At 54.7% G+C, this 20,184-nt stretch carries 11 protein-coding genes; 3 read left to right on the top strand and 8 right to left on the bottom strand.

Going from position 1 to position 20,184, the window contains the following annotated elements; translation table 11 throughout:
* The first annotated feature begins 37 nt into the window (after positions 1 to 37).
* From KIH39_RS10805 to KIH39_RS10795, 3 genes are all read left to right on the top strand, one after another.
* Entirely contained in the window at positions 38 to 6,382 is a 6,345-nt protein-coding gene (locus tag KIH39_RS10805; RefSeq protein WP_213499337.1) for a secretin N-terminal domain-containing protein, read from the top strand.
* A gap of 79 nt (positions 6,383 to 6,461) precedes the next feature.
* On the top strand, positions 6,462 to 7,130 hold the full coding sequence (locus tag KIH39_RS10800) for a hypothetical protein (protein WP_213499336.1): 669 nt from the start codon (positions 6,462 to 6,464) through the stop codon (positions 7,128 to 7,130).
* 109 nt (positions 7,131 to 7,239) lie between these two features.
* On the top strand, positions 7,240 to 8,919 hold the full coding sequence (locus KIH39_RS10795; protein ID WP_213499335.1) for an MFS transporter: 1,680 nt from the start codon (positions 7,240 to 7,242) through the stop codon (positions 8,917 to 8,919).
* Here KIH39_RS10795 and KIH39_RS10790 read toward each other — a convergent pair.
* From KIH39_RS10790 to KIH39_RS10755, 8 genes are all read right to left on the bottom strand, one after another.
* Positions 8,846 to 11,026: an ABC transporter permease gene (locus KIH39_RS10790; RefSeq protein ID WP_213499334.1), complete on the bottom strand. Its 2,181-nt coding sequence runs from the start codon at positions 11,024 to 11,026 to the stop codon at positions 8,846 to 8,848. The genes KIH39_RS10795 and KIH39_RS10790 overlap by 74 nt on opposite strands.
* A 33-nt stretch (positions 11,027 to 11,059) precedes the next feature.
* Positions 11,060 to 12,874 carry an ABC transporter permease gene (locus tag KIH39_RS10785; protein ID WP_213499333.1) on the bottom strand — a complete coding sequence of 605 codons (1,815 nt, stop codon included), beginning with the start codon at positions 12,872 to 12,874 and terminating at the stop codon, positions 11,060 to 11,062.
* Positions 12,871 to 13,623, bottom strand: coding sequence for an ABC transporter ATP-binding protein (locus KIH39_RS10780; protein ID WP_390623705.1), 753 nt, complete (start codon positions 13,621 to 13,623; stop codon positions 12,871 to 12,873). The genes KIH39_RS10785 and KIH39_RS10780 overlap by 4 nt, the downstream gene beginning before the upstream one ends.
* Positions 13,624 to 13,629: 6 nt before the next feature.
* On the bottom strand, positions 13,630 to 15,000 hold the full coding sequence (locus KIH39_RS10775; protein WP_213499331.1) for an HlyD family secretion protein: 1,371 nt from the start codon (positions 14,998 to 15,000) through the stop codon (positions 13,630 to 13,632).
* Positions 14,997 to 15,722, bottom strand: coding sequence for a TetR/AcrR family transcriptional regulator (locus KIH39_RS10770; RefSeq protein WP_213499330.1), 726 nt, complete (start codon positions 15,720 to 15,722; stop codon positions 14,997 to 14,999). Before KIH39_RS10770 ends, KIH39_RS10775 begins: the two co-directional genes overlap by 4 nt.
* 175 nt (positions 15,723 to 15,897) lie before the next feature.
* On the bottom strand, positions 15,898 to 17,013 hold the full coding sequence (locus tag KIH39_RS10765) for a hypothetical protein (RefSeq protein WP_213499329.1): 1,116 nt from the start codon (positions 17,011 to 17,013) through the stop codon (positions 15,898 to 15,900).
* Positions 17,013 to 17,810: an RNA methyltransferase gene (locus KIH39_RS10760; protein ID WP_213499328.1), complete on the bottom strand. Its 798-nt coding sequence runs from the start codon at positions 17,808 to 17,810 to the stop codon at positions 17,013 to 17,015. Before KIH39_RS10760 ends, KIH39_RS10765 begins: the two co-directional genes overlap by 1 nt.
* Positions 17,807 to 20,152, bottom strand: a complete 2,346-nt coding sequence (locus KIH39_RS10755) for an AMP-binding protein (protein WP_213499327.1) — start codon at positions 20,150 to 20,152, stop codon at positions 17,807 to 17,809. Before KIH39_RS10755 ends, KIH39_RS10760 begins: the two co-directional genes overlap by 4 nt.
* Positions 20,153 to 20,184 lie beyond the last annotated feature (32 nt).

The raw sequence follows: 20,184 nt of genomic DNA, 5'->3' as shown, positions 1-20,184 counted from the left end.
GTCAATCTGCACAAAGACGAGAGGGAGAATATCGAACATGCGCCAATCGAATCGGACCATAAAGAATTTCTGGCCGAAGAAATGGCTGCGAGCTTTCTGGGGCAGCGCCATTGCTACGGGGCTGATTTCCTCAGCCGTCTGGTCTCAACCACCTTTGACCGACAAAAAAGAAGACACGACCGCTCAGAAGGCGGATAAAAAAGAACAGAAGCTGTTCGTGGTGGAGTTCCGGGATAAATCTTGGGCCGCCGTGCTGGAATGGTTCTCCGAACAGACCGGTCTTGCCTTCATCAGCACCACGAAGCCGCCGACCGGCACTGTGAACATTTCCACCCCCAAGGGTCGAAAGTACACAATTGCCGAAGTGACCGATTTGATCAATGGCGAATTGCTCAAGCAGAACTATACCCTGGTTCGCAGCGATCAATCCTTCTTTATTTTCCCTGCCGATGAAAAAATTCCGCCGGCTCTGCTGCCCCGGGTCACCGAGGAGGATCTGGCTAACCTGGGTAAGTTTGAGATCGTACAGCTCCCCTTGGTTCTCAAGGTTCTCGATGCCGAGACGGTTGCTCCCGAAATCAAATCGATGATGGGGGGACTGAAAGAAATCACCGTCCTGCCCGGCGCTAACATGCTGCTCCTGACCGATAGCGCTCAAAATCTGAAGCGCATCGTCGAATTGGTTCGCAATAACGAAAAGAATCAAACCGGCGTTCGCGAATCCAACCTGACCTACAAGTGCGTTTACATTCGCAGCCGTGAGGCCGAACGTCTGCTCCGCGAACAGATGGGAGATCCCGCCAAGTTAATGGCGGCGGTCCTGCAGTCGTCGCAACAAGGCCAGGGCGGCGGACGGAACTTCCAGTTCCAGGGCGGTCCTAATGGTGGTGGCCCTGGCGGCCCGGGGGGCGGTGGTGATCCCCGCGCAGGCGGTGGGGATCCCCGTCAGGCGGCTCAGCCTCCGGCCATGAACATTCCCAAAATCAAAATGTTCTACATCTCGAGCGATGAGAAGGCCAATACGGTCTACATCAGCGGTCCAGCGGATAAAGTCTCGCAAGCCAAAGCTTTGCTCGAGAAGATGGACGTTGGCACCAAGAAGCTCATCGATAATGACAGCTCCAATCCGTACGTCATGTACTATGATGTACCGGCCGGCAGTGCGGAGGCCCTTGCGGGCACTCTCTCGACAATTTACAAGACTTCTACCGTCGTCAAAGTCGCGGCCGTCAACGGTCAATTAATGGTCTACGGCTCGACCCAGGATCACTTCGACATTACCGAGATGCTGACGAAAGGAAAGCAGCAGGTCCAGACCAAGATTATCGATGCAGGCGGATACGACCTCAGCAAAATGGAAAGCTTGCTGAAGGACATCTTCCCCGAAGCGATCAAAGGGGGCGGACTGGTCGTCAGGGCCGTGGAAACGGGCATTCTGACTAAGGGGACTCCTCAGCTCGTTGCGGAAGTCGAATTGACCATGAAGCAGCTGCGGGGTGATTCCGGCAACCCCGCTTCGCTGGGCAACGTACGCATCATCAGCATCGAAGGCGGCAGTTCGCTCCAACTGGGCGAAACCCTGAACAAGATGCTTCAGGAAATGGGTAAGGATTCCAAACTGGTTCGGCCGAGCTTCGAAGAGCCAAATGCTCCGCCGATGCCCAAAGTCGATCCGAAACAGAGCATGCCTCCCCAGCCGAAGAAGATCAGCTCCGGCGACACCATTGATGCCAATTTCTATCTGGTCTCCCAGCAACCTCAGCTGGTCGATCCCCAGAAGCCCGATACGCAGAAGCCGAAGGTCAGCGGTCCACCGGTGACAATCACCCCGGTCGGCTCCAAAATCATTGTGACCTCCGACGATCCGCAGACTCAGCAATTGGTTCGCGAACTCGTCAGCATGCTGACGGCGGCTCCCGGAGAGCATGATTTCCGGGTCATCCGACTGAAGAACGGCAATTCCGTTGAAGCGGCCAAGTTCATCGATAGCTGGTTCAACGGTACTCCTGTCACCGGACCGCAACAAAACACACCTCAGCAAAGTGGAGGTTTTCCCTTCTTCGGCGGCGGTGGTGGGGGCGGTAACCGCGGCGGCGGCGGTTTTGGCGGTGGCCAGGGGGGCGGCGGATTTGGCGGAGGTCAAGGCAATCCCTTCAGTGGCTTCAATGCTAATGCGGCAATGAACCAATCCGCCGCGGCGGCAGCTGCCGCCGCGGCTAAGAACAAAGTGCGAGTGCTGGCTTACCCCGAAACCAATAGCTTGCTCATTCGCGCTTCCGCACTCGAATTCCTAACGATCAAAGCGATTTTGAAGGATGCCATCGATGGGCCGAATGAGGAAGAAGGCTTCCTCAAGACGCATTACATCGAGCTGAAATATGCGGTCGCCAGCGATGTCGCTTCAGTTATCCGCGACATTTATAAGGACACTCAATCGACCCTTTCGAGTCAGCCGCCTTCGCTGTTCCCGTCTCCTTTCGGGACGCCGCGCTCGAACGTGATTCTCAAGAATCAGATGAACATCAGCGTCGACGACCGATCGAACTCGATCATCGTCAACTGCTCGCAGCCGATGTACGAGAACATTCGCACGCTCTGCGAAAACCTCGACTCCAAGGCGAAGGATGCCACGAAGCAGGTACAGTTCCTGCAAATTTCCGGGATTGATCCGTTCGTCGTCCAGCAGGCTATTGATGCCATGCAGGGCCGCTACGTGAATCGTAATACTCAGACCGGCCGCGGTGGCTTCGGCGGCGGTGGCTTCGGCGGTGGCGGCTTTGGCGGTGGTGGTGGTGGCTTTGGCGGCGGCGGTGGCGGTTTCGGCGGCGGTGGCCAAGGTGGTGGCGGCTTCGGCGGCGGCGGGGGTGGTCCCGGCGGTGGCGGCGGAGGTCGTGGCGGCTTTGGTGGCGGGGGTGGTCCCGGCGGTGGCGGCGGTCCCGGCGGAGGCGGCGGAGGTCGTGGCGGCCCCGGTGGCGGCGGCGGCGGCATGAGACCCGGCGGCAGACAACCCGAACGGCCAGGAGCGGAGGGCCCCAATTTTTTTGATTCCCAGGTCATGGAAGACCAGGGGAGCAAGCTCCTTTATGATCCTTCTTTCGAACGGCTGCAAGGTGTGGCCAAGTTCGAACCCGAAAAACTCGATGATTTCATCCTCAATGGAGGTCGTTCCTCGGAATTCCTGCTGACGTCTGGCCAAACCCCAGTGCAAGGTCGGCCGCAACAGAACACAAACCCTAACTTCAACCCACAGCCGAAGTTAGGCGGGCTCTCCCAACAGGGCAACCAACCGCTGGTGAATAGCCCGAATACGGTTCCCCAAACTCGATCCAGCGTGTTCTTCGAACCGCTGCCTCAGTTGGGCGGCGGTATCATCACCGCCGGCAATCCTCAGGACTTGGCCATTGCCCTGGAGGTCATCAAGATCATCCAGGAACAGGTCAAGAAGGCTGAGCAGAAAGTGGATATCATCCCCCTCAAGGTGGGGGATGCCACGGTGGTCACCAATACGCTGAAGTCGCTGCTTCAGAACGTACCGTTGGGGCTCAACGGCTATACGCCGAACGATCCGACGGTTAACCGCGGCGGATCGGCCTTCGGTGGTTTCAATCAGCAGCAACAGCAATTGACCGGCTCGATCTTCCTGCTGGCTCTGCCTCGCTTCAATGCAATTTTGGTTTCCGCCCCGGCGGCGACCCTCCCGGAGCTCAGGAAGCGAGTCGAACAGCTCGATCAGCCGGGTAGTCCTCAGATGTCGCCGCGCAGCTTCATGCTGAAGAAGGCCAGCGCTCAGAACGCGGCTATTACGATCCAGAACTTCTTCAATCAGCGCTATCCGGCAGAAACCGGTACTCAAGACCAGGTTCGTATCACCTACGACAGCAGCAGTAACCAGGTGATCGTCCAGGCCAGCCCGACCGACATGGAGGAAGTGAAGAACCTCATCGATGCACTGGATAACAGCGTATCGAGTGCGGTGAACGATCTGCGAATCGTCAAGGTTCGTAACGCCATCGCTGCCGACCTGGCCGACCTGTTGATTCGCTCCTTGACACCCAGCATCGTACAGTCCAATGGTCCGACCGGGCTGTTGAACCTGGCGACGACTACTGGGGGAGCTGGCGGCGCCTTCGGTGGAGGTGGCGGTGCTGCCGGAGCATTTGGTGGCAACGCCCTCGGTGGAAACGCTCAGAATCGACCCGGCGGAACGCTGGGGGGTGCGGGCGGCACTACCGGAACCACCGGCAGCTCGGCGGCGACCGATACGGCTCTTGTGGGTCTGACTACCAAGTCGACCTCGATCCGCTTCTTCCCGAACGGACCGGGCAATCCTCTGGAAACCGGCTTGCTGGAAGACGTTCACTTGAACGCCGATCCTCGAACCAACACGATTATCATTTCGGCCCCGACGAAAACGATGGATCTTCTAATGAAGTTGATCCAGGATATGGACACGGTTTCCGCGGTGCAGGCCAATGTTAAGGTTTTCCCGCTGCGAAGAGCGGATGCCGTCAACACGGCCACGCTGATTCAGCAAATGTTTGCTTCGAGCGGAACTACCGGTGCCAATCGCACCGGGGGTGCTAACGGTGGTGGCGGCGGTGGTGGTGGCGGCGCGACGGGTGTAGGAACAGGTACTAGCTTTGGTGGCACCACCAGTGGAAGTTCTACTCAGAACCTGAATCGACCGTTGTTGACAATCACCGGTCAGGTGGGTGACGGTGCGAACCTGCTCGACCTGCGTCTGGCCGTGGACGATCGAACCAACTCGATCGTCGCAGTCGGTACTCAGAACGATTTGGATACGATTGCGGCCCTCATCGCCAAACTCGAAGCGTCTGAAATTTCGCAACGGGTCGATATCGTCTACGAGTGCCGCAATGCCGCGGCCTCGGATATTGCGACCACGCTGACGACCTATGTGACCAACACACTGGCCATCTATCAGGGTTCGAATTACTACTCGAACTTCCAGGTCTTCCAGCGGAACCTGGTGATTACAGCGGAACCGGTCACCAATAAACTCGTGATCAGCTGCACCCGCGATTACTATGAACAGATCATGACGATTATTCGGGAGTTGGATTCCGCTCCCGAAACGGTGCACATCAGCGTGATGATCGCCGAAGTAACGCTGAATAATAACGAGGAGTTTGGTGTCGAAATCGGCATGCAAAGCCCCGTATTGTTCAATCGATCTTTGATACCCGCGACTGGCACTACAAGTGTTACGGGGATCAACGGGAATAGCGGCCTGGCCACCAGCAATACCCTCACGGTAAACACGGCTTCCCAAGTCGGGAGCTTTAACTTTGGCAGTGGCGCGGGCTTCCTGCCGGGATCGTCGAGTAACACGGGTGTTTCGACGCTCTACAAACCGGCTACGGTCGGCTTCCAGGGGTTGAGCAATCTCGGTGTGGGGCGAACCAACTCCAGTGGGGTGGGTGGCTTCGTCTTCTCCGCGGGTAGCGACACCCTCAACGTTCTGGTGCGTGCTCTGAAGCAGCAGGGCCGCATCGACATCATGAACTGCCCGAGCCTGCAGACGGTGAACAATCAGACCGCTGCAGTCCAAGTGGGTCAGAAGTATCCGACAGTGACCGGGTTTACGACCAACAGCCTAACGGGAGTTTATACTCCCTTGCTCTCGACCACGGATACGGGTGTTAACTTGAAGGTGACGCCACGTATCAGTCCCGATGGCAAGATCCTGATGCGTGTTGAGCCGTCGATATCGTCTCCCGTCGCTTCACTGGTCTCCCTGGGGAACGGTACATTTGCGACGGCGTTCGATGTGCAGGCTATCCAAACGACTGTTCTGGCTTCCGATGGTGAAACTATCGTTCTGGGCGGCTTACTCTCGAAGTCGAACACTCGTAACGAGAATAAAGTGCCAATCCTGGGCGATCTTCCCTATATCGGCACGCTGTTCCGGTTCCGAACTCAGACGATTGCCAAGACCGAGTTGGTCATGATCTTGACTCCTACCATTATCCGGAGTGAGGAAGATCAACGTCGCGTAACCATGCGGGAGACGAGCAAGCTGAACTGGAATCTGAAGGATATCTATTCAATGAATCCGGAAGCAACCAACTTGCGTTCCGCGGCTCCCGTCAGACCGCTGGGTAAGGATAAACACGGCAAGCCTCTGCCACCAGAAACCTTTGCTGAATCGGTGGATACGATGCTGCCGATTAATATGAAGCAATCGGATCCGGCAGCGATGCCGTCTGCCTCCAAGCCAGACACGGCTGCACCGAAACTGGAAGCCCCGGCGGCCGCAAAACCTGAGATTCCGGTGACATCCAGCACGAAGGCCGATGTGCCTCCGATTCTGACAATCGGAGCGAACGGTAAATCGGCGACCGATTCCGGTAGCAAGTAATTAATCCCATCAGTCTCGGGCTTTGTCTAAGGCTCGAGACTTTTTGTGAATGCATAGCCCTTTGGAAGGAGACAAGAGGATGGAACCTCTCGTTAAGCTGAAGTCGATGGATCGACGAACCGCCTGCCTGGCCCTGGCTGCCGTTCCGCTTTGGATGACCGGCTGCTTGTCTGCTCCGAAGACGGAAAAAGCGGCTCAGGCTTCCACTTCAACTTCAGAATACAAAAAGCCGAGTGAAGATGGCCGAATGACCGCAACCTGGAGCAATCGTATCACGCTGGCTCCTGATCCGCTCTCGGGCGGAACGCTCAACGTTGGTTTGCTCGGTCGCGTCTATCTGTTTAAGAATGGTTACGGCGTTCCCTACGTGAGTGAAGGGCTTCTGGTGATCGATCTGTTCGATCACACTCCTAATCCCGGCAATCCCGAACCGAGACATCTGGAACAATGGCGATTCGATGAAACCGTGTTGCCCAAGTTTGAGAAGAAGGATTTCGTGGGCCCCGGCTACAGTATGTATTTGCCCTGGAGCACTTACACTCCGGATATGTCCAAGATTTTATTGCAAGCGAGATGGTGTTCCAAAGACGGCAAGAGCGTCTACTTCACCCAGAGCGATTTGATAACGCTTGATCATACGGCGGTGAAAGAGTATGCGAACAGCCATCATGCTTTGCCTTCGACCGGTGCCAAGCCCGAGCTGATCGATTCGAAAAACGCAGTGGTAAAAACCAATTCGAAATCCTGACCTACCTGCCGCTACTCTGGCTGGCCCAGAGTAGCTTCTCTCTTTCAAAATCGGACTAACTCGCTAATACATCCCCAGAGATTGAATTGATTCCACGGGATCTCTGCGAATGCTGAACGAGTCTCTCTCGACATCCCGAGAACGAACCAGCCTCTCTAAAACGCTCAAAAATCGAACATTTTTTGCACTGATCGTCTCTCAATTTCTGGCCGCGTTCAACGATCAGGCCATCAACGCCTCGGCGATGTTTTTTGCGATTCACTCCCGCACACTGACCGAGGAACAGGCGATCTCGCTGATGCCGGTCCTGTTCTATACGCCCTGGTTCCTCTTCGTGACCTTGGCGGGCTACTTCGCCGACCGCTACAGCAAGCGCAACGCGCTGGTGTTCTGGAAACTGGCGGAAATTGTCATCACGGCGATCGCTTTAGCGGGATTCTGGTTCGGCCAGGCGGAGGGAGTGACGCTGGTTCTATCCACTGTCTTCTTCATGGGGATGCACGCGGCTTTTTTCGGTCCGGCTAAGTACGGCATCATGCCGGAAATCCTGGAACCTGAACTTCTCTCGCGAGGCAACGGGTATCTCGAATCGTTTTCTTTCCTCGGAACGATTCTCGGCAGCATCTGCGGCGGCGTCTTTTCGTTTCTGTTTCAAGGCTCGGAATGGATAATTGGTATCATCCTCGGATCGCTGGCACTGATCGGCTTTTTCGTCAGCCTGCAGCTTCAGAAAATTCCGGCGGCCAATCCCCAACGTCCATTTCCCAGATATATCTATTTTCCTTTGATTCAGAATTTTCGGCACGTATTGGCCACCCGAGATTTGCTGTTCGCCATCGTGGGAATCGCCTTTTTTACGTTCGTCGTGACCTTTCTGCGGGCCACCGTCTACATGTTTGGCGAAAGCCAGAGCCCGCGCTGGGATGAATTGAAAACCAGTGCCGTGGTTGGGACGGTCGCGTGTGGTCTGGGGCTGGGCTGTCCGCTGGCGGGGTGGCTATCGGGTAAGAAAATCGAACTGGGTCTGATCCCGATCGGCGCCCTGGGCATTGCCATCGGGTGCCTGCTGGCCAGTCTGTTCACCGCCTCCTTGAGTGGGTTAATTTTCTCGACGGTGCTCATCGGTTTTTCGACCAGCTTCTTTCTGGTGCCGCTCTTTTCACTGCTTCAGTACTCCGCGGCACGGACCAGTAAGGGCGAAATGTTCGCGATCAGCAATTTTGTGGACGTAGGAGGCGCTGTGCTCTCCTCCGTACTCTTTCTCGGTTGCGTTGCCGTATCGAAAAGGGTCGAGCTGGCTCCAGAGGTGGCAATGAAGGAACTCGCTTCCAACCAGAACTTTCTGAAGGTGGAGTTGAGAGAAGGTCGGCCGGTTCAAGTCACCCTTGGGGAAGGGGAGAATATCACTCAATATGGTCAGCCAGCGGGAGAAGTCGCTTCGGTAGTTTCGAGAATTTTTAGACCGGTGGAAGCCGAGCAGTTAATCATCACCATCGATTCCGGGGTGACGCCGGGCAGCCGCGTGGCGGTCTGGGAATATCGAATTGGTAACGTGAAGCATCTGGTGGTGGCACCAGAGGGGCGACTGACGAAGTCCGCTTACGATTTTCGTAAGCTGCCACCGTATCTGTTTGGGACAGCTGGAGTGCTGGCTTTGATCATGTTGCTGGTATTGCGCAAGATCATGCCGGATCTGTTCCGGCAGACCTTGCGTTTTATCGCAGGGAGTCGAGAATCTTCATCCGCATGGCCGACAGCGACGGCACCAGTCCGCCCAGACGGCCCATAATCAGCGTGAATAGAATCGCACAAACGATGATGGTCATATCCACGGTCAGGCGAATGGTGACCGATTTATTCGAACCGTTTCCGCTGGAGAGGGTGCTATCCATTTTGAAGCCATCCGCGAAGTAGCCGATCAGGCAGCCGACGAGGCCTCCCAAAAGAGCTATCGATAGTGTCTCCAGCATGAAGCTAATGAGTAACTGCCAGCGTTTGAATCCGAGGATGCGAAGGACGCCGATGTCTTTGACTCGCTGAGCCACCGTAGCAAACATGGTATTCATCACACCGAAAATGCCGCCGATGGCCATGATGGCGGCAATGACCAGAATCACCGTGAAGATAGCGGCGCTACCCTTGGCAAGATCTTCGAAGTACTGAGTCTCGGTCACCGCGCGAACTCGGGGATTTTTGAAATTGGTGCTGAGGTGATAAGCCATAATCTCAGCGCTTTCCGGTTTGTCGTCTTCAACTCGGAGCACTACGGTGGTGAAGGTTTTTTTGTTGTACGCTTGAGTGGCCCGTTCCCAGCGGGTCCAGACTTCACTTCCAAAAGTGGTTCCTTCGGATTTCATGATGCCCACCACGACCATATTCAACTCACCGAGTTTGACCGTGTCTCCGATTTTCATGATGGGTTTGCCAACATCCTCACCGAATTTACGGGCAGCGGCTTCCCCCATGACGCAAGGCGTGAGAGTCGTCTTGCCGTCGGCGGAGAGTTGCGGTTTATCGTCGAACCATTCCCCGTCGATTAATTCCATGTTATGGACTTTGGCGGCGACCCAGGCATCCTGGATGGCGCGGACAGGCAATAGGCGATGCCGCATCGGAAAACCGGGACGAGCGGCCACTTCGTGGTTCACGCTAATGTAAGTTTCTTTGCTGATTAGCTTAACTTTCTTACTGGAACCGGGAACGTTGACCTGCTTGATGCCAATCGATTTGGCGAGGGGTCTGCCGCTACGGTCCTCCTCGGCCCGCTCGTTCTCCATCTGGTTGATGTCGCTGTAGCCGAGATTGCTGAAAGTCTCGTCGATGGAGCCCTCGGAGAGTACGAAGACATTCCCGGGAATTCCCGATTCGCTGCTGACCTTGTTCAAACCGTTTACGAACGAGAACATCAGAATCAGCAATCCGACGACCAGCGTGAAGGCTAGTCCGGTCATGGCGGTCGTCAGCCAGCGGACGGAGATGTTTCGAATGTTGTAGCGTAGCGGCACTTTTCCAATGATCAGCAGTAGGCCGATATCCAGCAGGTAGACGCAGATCAGCACGTAATGCCATTGTTCCACGAGTACCGTCGGCAGCAGATCGAGAAAAGCCTGCGGGAAGATCTTGGCGGGAATCGGGCTGACATACGATTTTTGCAACTTCAGTAGTGAAACTAATTCAATCGAGACGGCCACCAGAATTACCAGCACGGCCAGAGCAGTCAGTGCCCCCATGAGTCGACGAAACAGGCCGACGATTCGACTGCGATAAGTGGGAATCGTATCGCTGAGCACGGCTTCATTCGGGAAAACCATGGGTAAGGCCATGATGAAAACGGAGAGCGGGATCAGCGAAAGTCCGAACAAAAGGAGATTCCCCAGGATCGCCGTACGTTTCTGGATGAACCAGGCGATTTGGCGGAAATGATCAGGGAAATGTTCGAGCTGCGAAATGGATAGGAATTCGAGAGCGTAAATAAACGGGATCGTGCCCTGAACGATACCCGTAATAGCCGCTTTCAGATCGTCCGCACTCAATTCCGCGATTGCATTAAAAGGATTTCGCCCGAAGTAATTGAGCAATCCCCAGGAGATAAATGCCAAGAACGCCGAAGCGGAAACCAGCAGGAAAAGGGAAATCACTCCTAGCAGAAACGACACAATTCTCGGTCGGCCGAGCAATGGATCCATTTCGATTTCTAATTCTGTTCGGGGCGAAACGGCCCGGCAGAAGTGCAAAATTGCGGGCATGGGAATGAAGCTGGCCAAAAAGCTGGCCAGCTTCACGAAGTTGTCTTGAATTCGGGTCAAAAACGAAGACTCCTCATCGTCTTGCAGGGGCTCAAGGCCCTTGGGAAGCGGAGGAGTTTTTACGTCAATCTGTTCTTCCAGAGCCGACATTATTCGCCTTTAATCGGAGTTAGACCAAGAGGATTAAGCCACTCGAGAAAATACATCGGTCACTTTAACCGAACGGGCGGACAGGGCCGGTATGATACTGCCCACCAAAGAAGCAAAGGTTCCGAGTGCCGGGCCCCACCAGAGTGCCGCGTTCGGTACGAAGAATCGCCCGAAGAAAGCAATTTTCAAGTTCACCCCACCCATACCCACGTTCACCAGAACGGCAATCAGACACATGGCCAGAAAGCCAGAAAGCATACCGATGAAGATTGCCTCACCCAGCACGAACAGCATGATCGTGCCCGGTTGATACCCCAGCACTTTCAAGACGGCCATTTCGGTCCGCCTTTCGCGCACGCTGATGCTAATGGCTACCGCAATGATCAGGATCATAGTGCCCATCAGAACGGGCGCCAGAATCCAGCGCAGTCCCCAGAGAATTTCTTTGTAAGCGTCCAGGAAGGTGCTGATCCCGGACGAGGAGGTTTCAATTTTAATGGAAGGGCTGAAGCGACCCGAAGCGTCGACCAGTTCAGCGAGTTGATCGAAAGCCTGCTTGTTGGGCAATCGCAGCCAGATCAGATTCAGGCACTTGTCCGCCATGGGATGTTCTTTGCCTTTTTCCCCCTTGTACCGGTCGAGAGCCTGATAAAGGTAATCCCGATTCATAACCGCGCTCTGGTCGTAGCGAGTTCCACCGGGGAAGGTGCCAACGATTTCCATATCGAAAACCAGATCGGTGTAGTTCAATCCCGTCAATTGAATACGATCGCCGACGCGCTTCCCGAGTTGCGTCAGCTTTTCGAGTCCTATCACTACACCTTTCTTGTTTTCTTCCATCGCGGCGGCGGCTTTTTCGAGCATCTTCCTTTGCTCTTGCGTGAGATCCTCCAGGCCGTCGAGCATGGTCAAAACTTTTCGGGGTTCCATGCAGAATAGGAAGAAGGAGTTCTGAGCAGTTTTATTTTTCGGGTCGAGAGTTCCCGCCAGAAACGCCCAGGTCATCAGGTCGTCGTCGCCGTTCTGCGGACGATTTTCCGGAGGAAGCTGTTCCACCAATCGCCACAGTTCCCGAACGTGCGTAGGTTTTAGCTGAGAAGGAATTTGATAGCGTTCGGTGATAATGGCCTTTAGAGTTCCTTCCTGCTCCGTAGTCACTTCGTCGATGAACGACAGGACCGTCCAGACCAAAGCCAGCACGGACGACAGCACGAAAATGGCCACATACATAAGCGAAGTGCGCAGCGGATTTCTATTCAGACTTCGAACAATGAGCTGGAGCTTCCGCCGACCGAAGATCACCGCGGCGAGAATCACGATCAGAGGAATAGGGCCGATTTGATAGATGAAAAAGACAATCGCCGATCTCATCATTTTCAACGAGTTCTCCGCTCCGATTTTCTCAAGCTCTTCGTCCGGTGTGAGTTCCTGCTTTGAATTGGCCTGACTGATCAACTCTGCCTGGCCGGTCAGATTACGAGTAAGATCCTCGAATTTGTTGACGAACTCTCGTTTGATGGGCCGCGGATTCGCTACCGATTTCTGAGGATGCGTCGAGTTGAAAGCATCGAGGCCACCCGAATAGCCCAGGAGGAATACAGTTCCGGACAGACTCAGCAAAGGTACCGCGATCCAGATCAGGAAATTGCAAGTTCGCGAAAAGATCGATCCGGTTGTCCGGTCCATGCCTTCTCTGGCACCCAACCACTTCGAGATATAAGTGACGATGGCAAAGAACAACGGCATGGTCACGACTGCTGCAAGTAGTGCAAGAAGTACGACCAACATCAGGAATTTGAAGAGAATCAGCATCCCTTCGAAGAAAGTGAACTCTGGGTAGGGCATCATGTGAACACCTCCTGATTGGTTTTCGGAGGCGTTTCCCGCATGTAAGCCCGGGTGCGGTCATCATCTTCCACTAGCCGGCCCTTATCCAGGTGCAAAGTCCGTTGCGACTTTTCGGCGGCGTGCGGATCGTGCGTCACCATGATGATCGTTTTGTTCACCTGTTCGCACAAGATCTGCATCAGCTTCAGAATTTCATCGGCCGATTTGGAATCCAGGTCCCCAGTCGGTTCGTCGGCCACGATCAGGGCGGGGTCGGTGACCATGGCGCGGGCGATGCCGACACGCTGCTGTTGCCCCCCGGAAAGCATCCCCGGGCGGTGAGTCAAGCGACTGGACAGCCCTACGAGATCGAGGGCCGTGAGGACTTGCTTGCGGCGCTGTTCCTTGGACATGGGAAGGAGCAGCAAAGGCAGCTCCACATTTTCATAAGCCGTGAGTACCGGCAGAAGATAGTAGAACTGGAACACGAAGCCGACGTTGCGCGTCCGCCATCGGGCCAGTTGGCTTTCGGACATTTCTGAAATGACTTCGCCGTCCACAGTAATGCTGCCGCCGGTCGGCTGATCGAGCCCGGCAATCAGATTCAGCAGGGTCGTTTTTCCCGAGCCGGATGGGCCCATCAAGGCGAGGAATTCGCCGCGTGCCACTTCCAGAGTCAGTTTCTTGAGAACCTGGATCTCTTCGTTGCCGCGTACGAAGGACTTGTATAAATCCTGAACGCGGACCAGGGTGTTTGGGGATCCTGACAACACGTTTCAGCCTGCTTTCTTGGATTCAGAAGGTGTTGGGTTCTTGGGCTCGACGGCTGGCGGAGTGCTCTTGGGCTCGGCCGCTGGGGCCGGGGCCAATGAACCGGGGATCGGGTCGACCGGCACATTCCACTTGTTGGGCCACTTGTCGTATCGCTGGTTGAAGAAGGTCACCGCCACGCCCATGTCGGGCTTCAGATACTTCCCCTGTTTTTCCGTGGGAGGAACGACGACTTTGATTCGAATGGGAACGATCCCGCGTGCTCGGTTGGCAATCGGCATCGAGCGATCCACATAACCGTCGTAACTCCGCTCGGGAAACGCATCGGCCTTGATTTTACAGTACTGGCCATCGAATACTTTTGAAACGTCGCGTTCCTGAATTTCCATATCGACTTCGATGTCCGACAAATCGGCGATGTCGCAAAGGCTGGTGGCCACACCACCCACGACGGGATTGATTAAGCTGCCGATTTCCGCCCGTTTCGCAAGGATGACCCCATCGACGGGGCTGAAAATCGTGCAATTTTTCAGACGCCATTCGGCGCGGTCGAGCCGGGCTTTCGCGGCGTCCACATCGGCGATAGCGCCTTTGACTCTCTCTTCTCGGGGGCCCAGTTCCATCAAACGCAAGCTCTGGCGGAGTTTGGCTACTCGAGCCAGACCGCCGCGATAAGAACTTTCGACGGTGTCGAAATCTTTTCGAGCAATGGCATCCACTTTTTTCCCTTGATAGCGCTCCCACTCCAGTTGGGCCGCCTTCAAATTGGCTTCCGCTTCCAGTAACTCGGCTCGAGCTTGCTCGATTTCTTCGGGTCGGTTGCCGTTCTTCATCTCCCGCATTTTTTCGATCAGAGAATCCCAGTTCGCTTTGGCTTCGTCCCGATCCGCCCGGAAGCTGCTGTCATCAATGACGGCGAGAACGTCGTCTTTTTTGAAGGATTTTCCTTCCTCAATTTCCAGCCGGACGATACGACCGCTGACCTCGATCGGACTGACGGAGATGGTATGGGCCGGGATGATGTACCCCTTCATGTCCAGGACGGGTTCGTCCGGATTCCGGGCAATTTGCTTGGGAGCTTCTTTTTTGATGGGATTACCGGCGGAATCCTTCGGGGCCTCGCCCGGAGGAGTTGAAGGGCCGTTGGGTGCAGCCGCGTTACTCGCATTGGGATTCGCCCTGTAGTAGCGAATGCCCACGCTGGCCCAGGCAATGGCCATCAAAATGCAAAGCAACCAGGGCAAAAAGGCGTTCGACCCGCCCCGCTTGTCTCCTTCCATTCGGCCATGGAGTTGGAGCTGTTTCACCCTTTCGGACAGGATGGGCGCCACCGCGGCCATCGAGGACCCGTTGGGCATTTCATTCGTGTCGATCATTTCGCAACATCCTCCCCGGCGATATTTTGGGGTTCTTCGTTCGTTGGCTCTGGATCTTTGGTGAATAATGGTCCCAGAAGACGGACACAAAATTCAAACATTTTCTGAATATCAAAGGCTTTCGGATCCGCCGTGAGCAGCACGTTCAGTCCCAACATCAAGGACTGAAGGAAAGAAGCCACAATTCGCGGATCCGATTCTGCAAAATTCTCCACGGGTTTCCCGGTCAGTGTCCAGTGCACAGAAAGAATTCGCCGCCATTCCTCATACTGCGTGGCCAATTTCCGACGGTAATCTTCCCGATGCTCGATTTGAGACAGAAACGTAAACTGCAAGGCACTGAAAGAGCTTTCCTCCGGTCCGTTTTGCTTCAAACGCTCCGTCAGGCGCTTTCGAAACATATCCCAGACGGAGGGGATCCCGTGCTTTTCCTTGAAATTCACCCCGTCATTCATTCTCTCGAGCATCCGCTCCAGGAGGCGGTCGAAGACCGCTATCAGAATCTCCTCTTTGGCCGGGAAGTAGTAAGTTAGCTGCCCTCGCTTCATGCCGGTCCGTTCTTCGATCCGGGAGAGCGAAAGATTCTGTAAACCCTGACTCACGATGATATGAATCGCCGCTTCGATAATCTGTTCCCGACGAATGGAAGCGATATCCAGTCGACGGGACGATTTCTCGGGTTTTGAATCCAGCGTGTCTGCGTTAATTATGTCCGTTGTCATATTTAGTCCGATCATACTAAAGATAGTCTGATTGGACTAGGGGAATCAAGTACTAATTTTATTCCTATTCGAAATAGTTCTAAACTAATTACCGGGCGTATGTTATGAGAAATGAGCGAAAGCTCCTCCTCAATTTAAGTGAAAATAACATAATCCGATTTTTATTTTGAGGATTTTAATGGCTCAGCCCGAGCACCGCAAAGCCTGTTGCGGAATCAGACATGAACTTCCCTACGTGGCTGTTCGGATCGCGTTTTTTGTTGAGCGATGTGGCCAACCATTCCCCGGTCGGGCTTTGATTTTTGCCTAGCCACCTCAGACCCGACGAAATTTTTGCATCGGATCGCTCGAAACCGGCTAGTTGAAGGACATGCAGAACTAACCCGGTGGCGTACCCGTCGGAAGAGTTTTCCTCGGGGGTTTCGTCGTGACGGGAGTAATGGCCGAGCGAAGCAAGGTTCCATCCTCCATCGGCTTGTTGCTTGGATAGAACCTCCGAGCAAATTTTTTGTTTCTCCGCCGCAGTGAGCAACTCCGGCCACTGAGTTGCCGCCCAAAGTAACCAAATCTTGTTGAACAGCGACTGATTCGCGGATTGCCCGCGAAGGTAGTCTTTTAAATTCTCAATCTTCTTTTGGATTTCCGGAGCGGCTTTGGCCGAGCCAAGATAGCCGGGAACCTGACCCAGCGCCACGGCGGCGAGGGCCGAACCGAAGTAGTGCCCCTCCTCGGATTCCCACGGCTGCAGTCCGAAATCCAACCAGTCCCAGGAGCCTTTTTGTTTGCCTTCCGGGATCTGAACTTTCCAAAGATTCGCCAGGGCTTTTTCAGTTTCCGACGAAGGGGATTTTCTGCCGGTGCGACGGTCTTCCAGACCCAGAACCAACGCATTTATAACGGCTTCGGTACCCCACGATTGCCTCTTTTTATCTTCGGAATGGCTGTAGAAAAGTGAGTATTTTGGATCGCTCAGTTCCGACCAGGAATTCACTCGCATTCGGGTTTGAGCGAGAAATTTCGCTTCTGATGGGGTCGGTTCCACCTCCGAATTCGATTTTCGTAATTCCGCTCGCGCCAGAATATAGGGCAAGCCTGTATGGCAGGAGATACAGGAGGAACGGGTTGTACCTTCCCCTCGAAACCCGCCGTCGAACTCGAACCAGGTTTTTGCACGGCTATCGAGATACTCCGCCGCTTTCTTCTTGTCCCAATCGATGCGTTCTTCGGATCGAACCTTCGACCCGGTGAATGAGAGAGTTAATAGACACAGGAGTGAGGGCCATCGGGTCATCAGGAGTTCTCCTCGGGAGGCGAATCAAGGTCTATGGGTTGTTCGAGCGGAGTGCCATGCTGAACCTGCCAGAGAATCTGCCGGGCCAAACCATGGAGAATCTTTACCTCCGCGTGGGTCGGATGGGCGCGAATGATGAGTTGCCGAAAAGCATTCATCAACGAATCCGATCTCTGGCCAAAAAGAAAATGCAAAGCCTCCAGGCTTTCCTGGAGATGCTGGAACATTCTCTCCTGCTCCTGGAAAGTAGCGATCTTTCGCGTCGACCCTTGAGCAGTTCCTTGCAGCCGCAGCTTCGACATATGCAATTCGTAAAGGCAGATTCCCACCGCGTGCGACAGATTGAGAGCCGATTCGAGATTCTCGGTGAGAATCCGAATCACGCCATGGCAGCGGGCCACTTCCTCATTCGACAAGCCGTGCGGTTCCGGTCCAAAGACGAGGGCGGTCGAGGCCGAGGGGAGAACCTGCACCAATTTGGGAAGTAGCTCATCCGGCCGGCCATAATGCTGTTCGCGATAGAGACCAGCCACTTTTGCCGAGGTGCACAGGGCATAGGCCACGCCCTCAAGCGCTTCATCAATGGAATCGACGATGCGGGCTTTCTCCAGGATCGGCCAGGCGTGCGTGGAGAGCCGTCTTGCTTCCGGGCTGAGAATATCGGCAATCGGGCGGACGCAGACCAATTCTTCCAACCCGAAGTTGCGCATCAACCGGGCAACCGAACCGACATTCCCTTCATAATAAGGTTGAACCAGCACAACCCGACACCGGCGGACATCATAAGGAACGGTCACGATTTTTTACCTATCTCCAGCGCCAGATCTTTGAGTTTCTTGAGGTCGAGTTTGCCGGTACCTAACACGGGCAGTTCTTCGATCTGGAAGAAGTCCCGCTCGCCCGGAATCCAGAGATTGGGAATTCCTTTTTCGCTCAATTTCGTCAGGATCTCTTTTTTGTTGGCCTGCAGGGACGATAGGTGTAATACCATCAGGCGTTCGCCTTTGCGTTCATCTGGTATGGCGGTTAAAGCCAGAAGGCGATCGGCCGTTCCGACAATATTGAGCATCTCCTCTTCGACTTTTTCCAGCGGTACCATTTCGCCGCCAATCTTGGCGAAGCGAGAGATTCGACCGGTGATGTAAATGAAGCCATCATCGTCGATCTTACCCATATCGCCCGTGACATACCATCCATCTCGAATGACCTTGGCCGTCATTTCCGGTTGGTTCAGATAGCCGAGCATGACGTTCGGCCCTTTGATTAGGAGCATCCCCTCCTTGTTTAGGCCGAGCGATTCGTAAGTATCGGGATTGACGATGCGTGCGGCGACTCCCGGAATCGGCTGGCCGATCGAGCCGATGCGCTGGTTCTGTTGCGTTAAACCTCCCAGGGCGACATCCGCGATGTTTACCGAAACTACGGGGGAAAGTTCGGTACAGCCGTAACCCTCCTGAGGCCAGATGTCGAAGGTTTTGTGGAATTCCTCGGCGAGAGTCGGCGGTAATTTCTCGGCGCCGCAGACGATGATCCGCAAAGTTGCGAAGTCCGCTTTTTCAGTACGGCGAATGTAGAGGCGCAGAAAAGTGGCGGTACTGGCCAGGAGTGTGCACCGGTGTTTCCGGCAGATTTCACCAATCTCTCGGGCCTGACGGGGATCGGGATAGAACACGACCGAAAATCCGGAAACCAGCGGAGCCCAGAAGGTGACCGTGTAGCCAAAACTGTGGAAGATCGGCAAAACGCCCAGAAATCGGTCGGAGGTAATGAAGCCCACCCGCTGACAGAATGAGGAGACTTCCGAAGTGATATTTCCGTGGCTGAGAACGATTCCCTTGGGTTGACCGGTAGTGCCGCTCGAGAAGATGACCGTGGCCTGATCTTTGACGCTTTGCTTACCCAACCGCAGTACGAAAAGATCGACCACCCACCCAGGAAGCAAAACGACTTTCAGGAAAGTGGAAATTTGCTGGTACTTGCTGATCGCTTTGACGCCGTCTTCGAGAAAAATTCGCTCGATGGAGTCATCTAATTCCAGAGGAATCTTTTCGAGGAACTTCCGGGAGGTCAGAACGGCTTTCATACCGTGACGGGCTGAAGAGAGGTTGGCTTCCTTTCCGGCCGTGTAGTTGAGATTAACGGTCGTTTTTCCAAGTAATCCCAGGGCTACGTTTGCGAGCGCGCAGCCCGCGCTGGAGGGAAGCCAAATGCCGACGTAGATTTCATTTCCCAATTTGGTTTTTAACCAGCGCGACAAACAGATGCTGGCGACCAGAGTCTTCCCGAAGCTCAGCGTGCGGTGCACGGGAGTACTGGTGTCTATGATGCAGGGCTTGTTCAAAAATCGGAATTTGCACGCCCTTCGAACGAAGCAGCGATGGGGGGGGAGCAGATACGCCTGCTCGCGAATGGCCGCCTCGGCCGAAACTTCTTCGAGGACGCGCCTCACTTCAGCTGCTGGTGTGGTTTTCGGTAATGCTGAACCGAAAGTGACCATGACGGGGTAGGGAATCTGTTCCGGCAGCTTCCAGAACAATTTACCAGTCCGGTAGCTGAAGATTGATCCCCAGACCTGACTGAGAAACGTGGGGATAATCGGCACATCGCGTTTCGTATTTTTCAGAATTCGTTCCATGCCGCGATGGAAGGGCAGCATGGTTCCCGTCCGCGTCAGAGTGGCTTCCGGGAAAATGCAAATGACCTCTCCGGCGTCCAGCGCTTCCGCAATGCTGTCCAGCGTTCGCAGAATCGCCTTCGGGCTGGCCCGCATATCGATGGGGATCGTATTGGTGATCTGAAAAACCCAGGAGATCAATCGGTACTTGGCGAAACCGGCCCAGCCGACAAATCGCACCTTGCGCGGGCAAGCCGCCCAGACAAAAAGCCAATCGACATAGCTGACATGATTACAAACGATCAGAGCCGGTCCTTCCGCGGGAACTTTGTCGCGGTCGAAAATGCGAACCCTATAGATGGTGTGTGTGAGCAACCAGATTAGGGGTTGAGCGAAAAATCTGGGGAAAAGTATCAGCCCGAAAAGGTAAAGCAGGAAAGCTGCGCAGATTGCGAAAAGGTCCAGCCATTCGAGTTGAGAGGAGTTGGCGATTATTCCGAACAATCCCGGCGAGATCGAATACATACCTGTTCCTGTTTTTCTTATGTTGGCTGAAA

The organism is Telmatocola sphagniphila, from assembly GCF_018398935.1.
GTDB classification, from domain to species: Bacteria; Planctomycetota; Planctomycetia; order Gemmatales; family Gemmataceae; genus Telmatocola; species Telmatocola sphagniphila.
The sequence above is the reverse complement of the archived record's forward strand: the minus strand, read 5'-3'. Positions and strand labels throughout refer to the sequence as shown.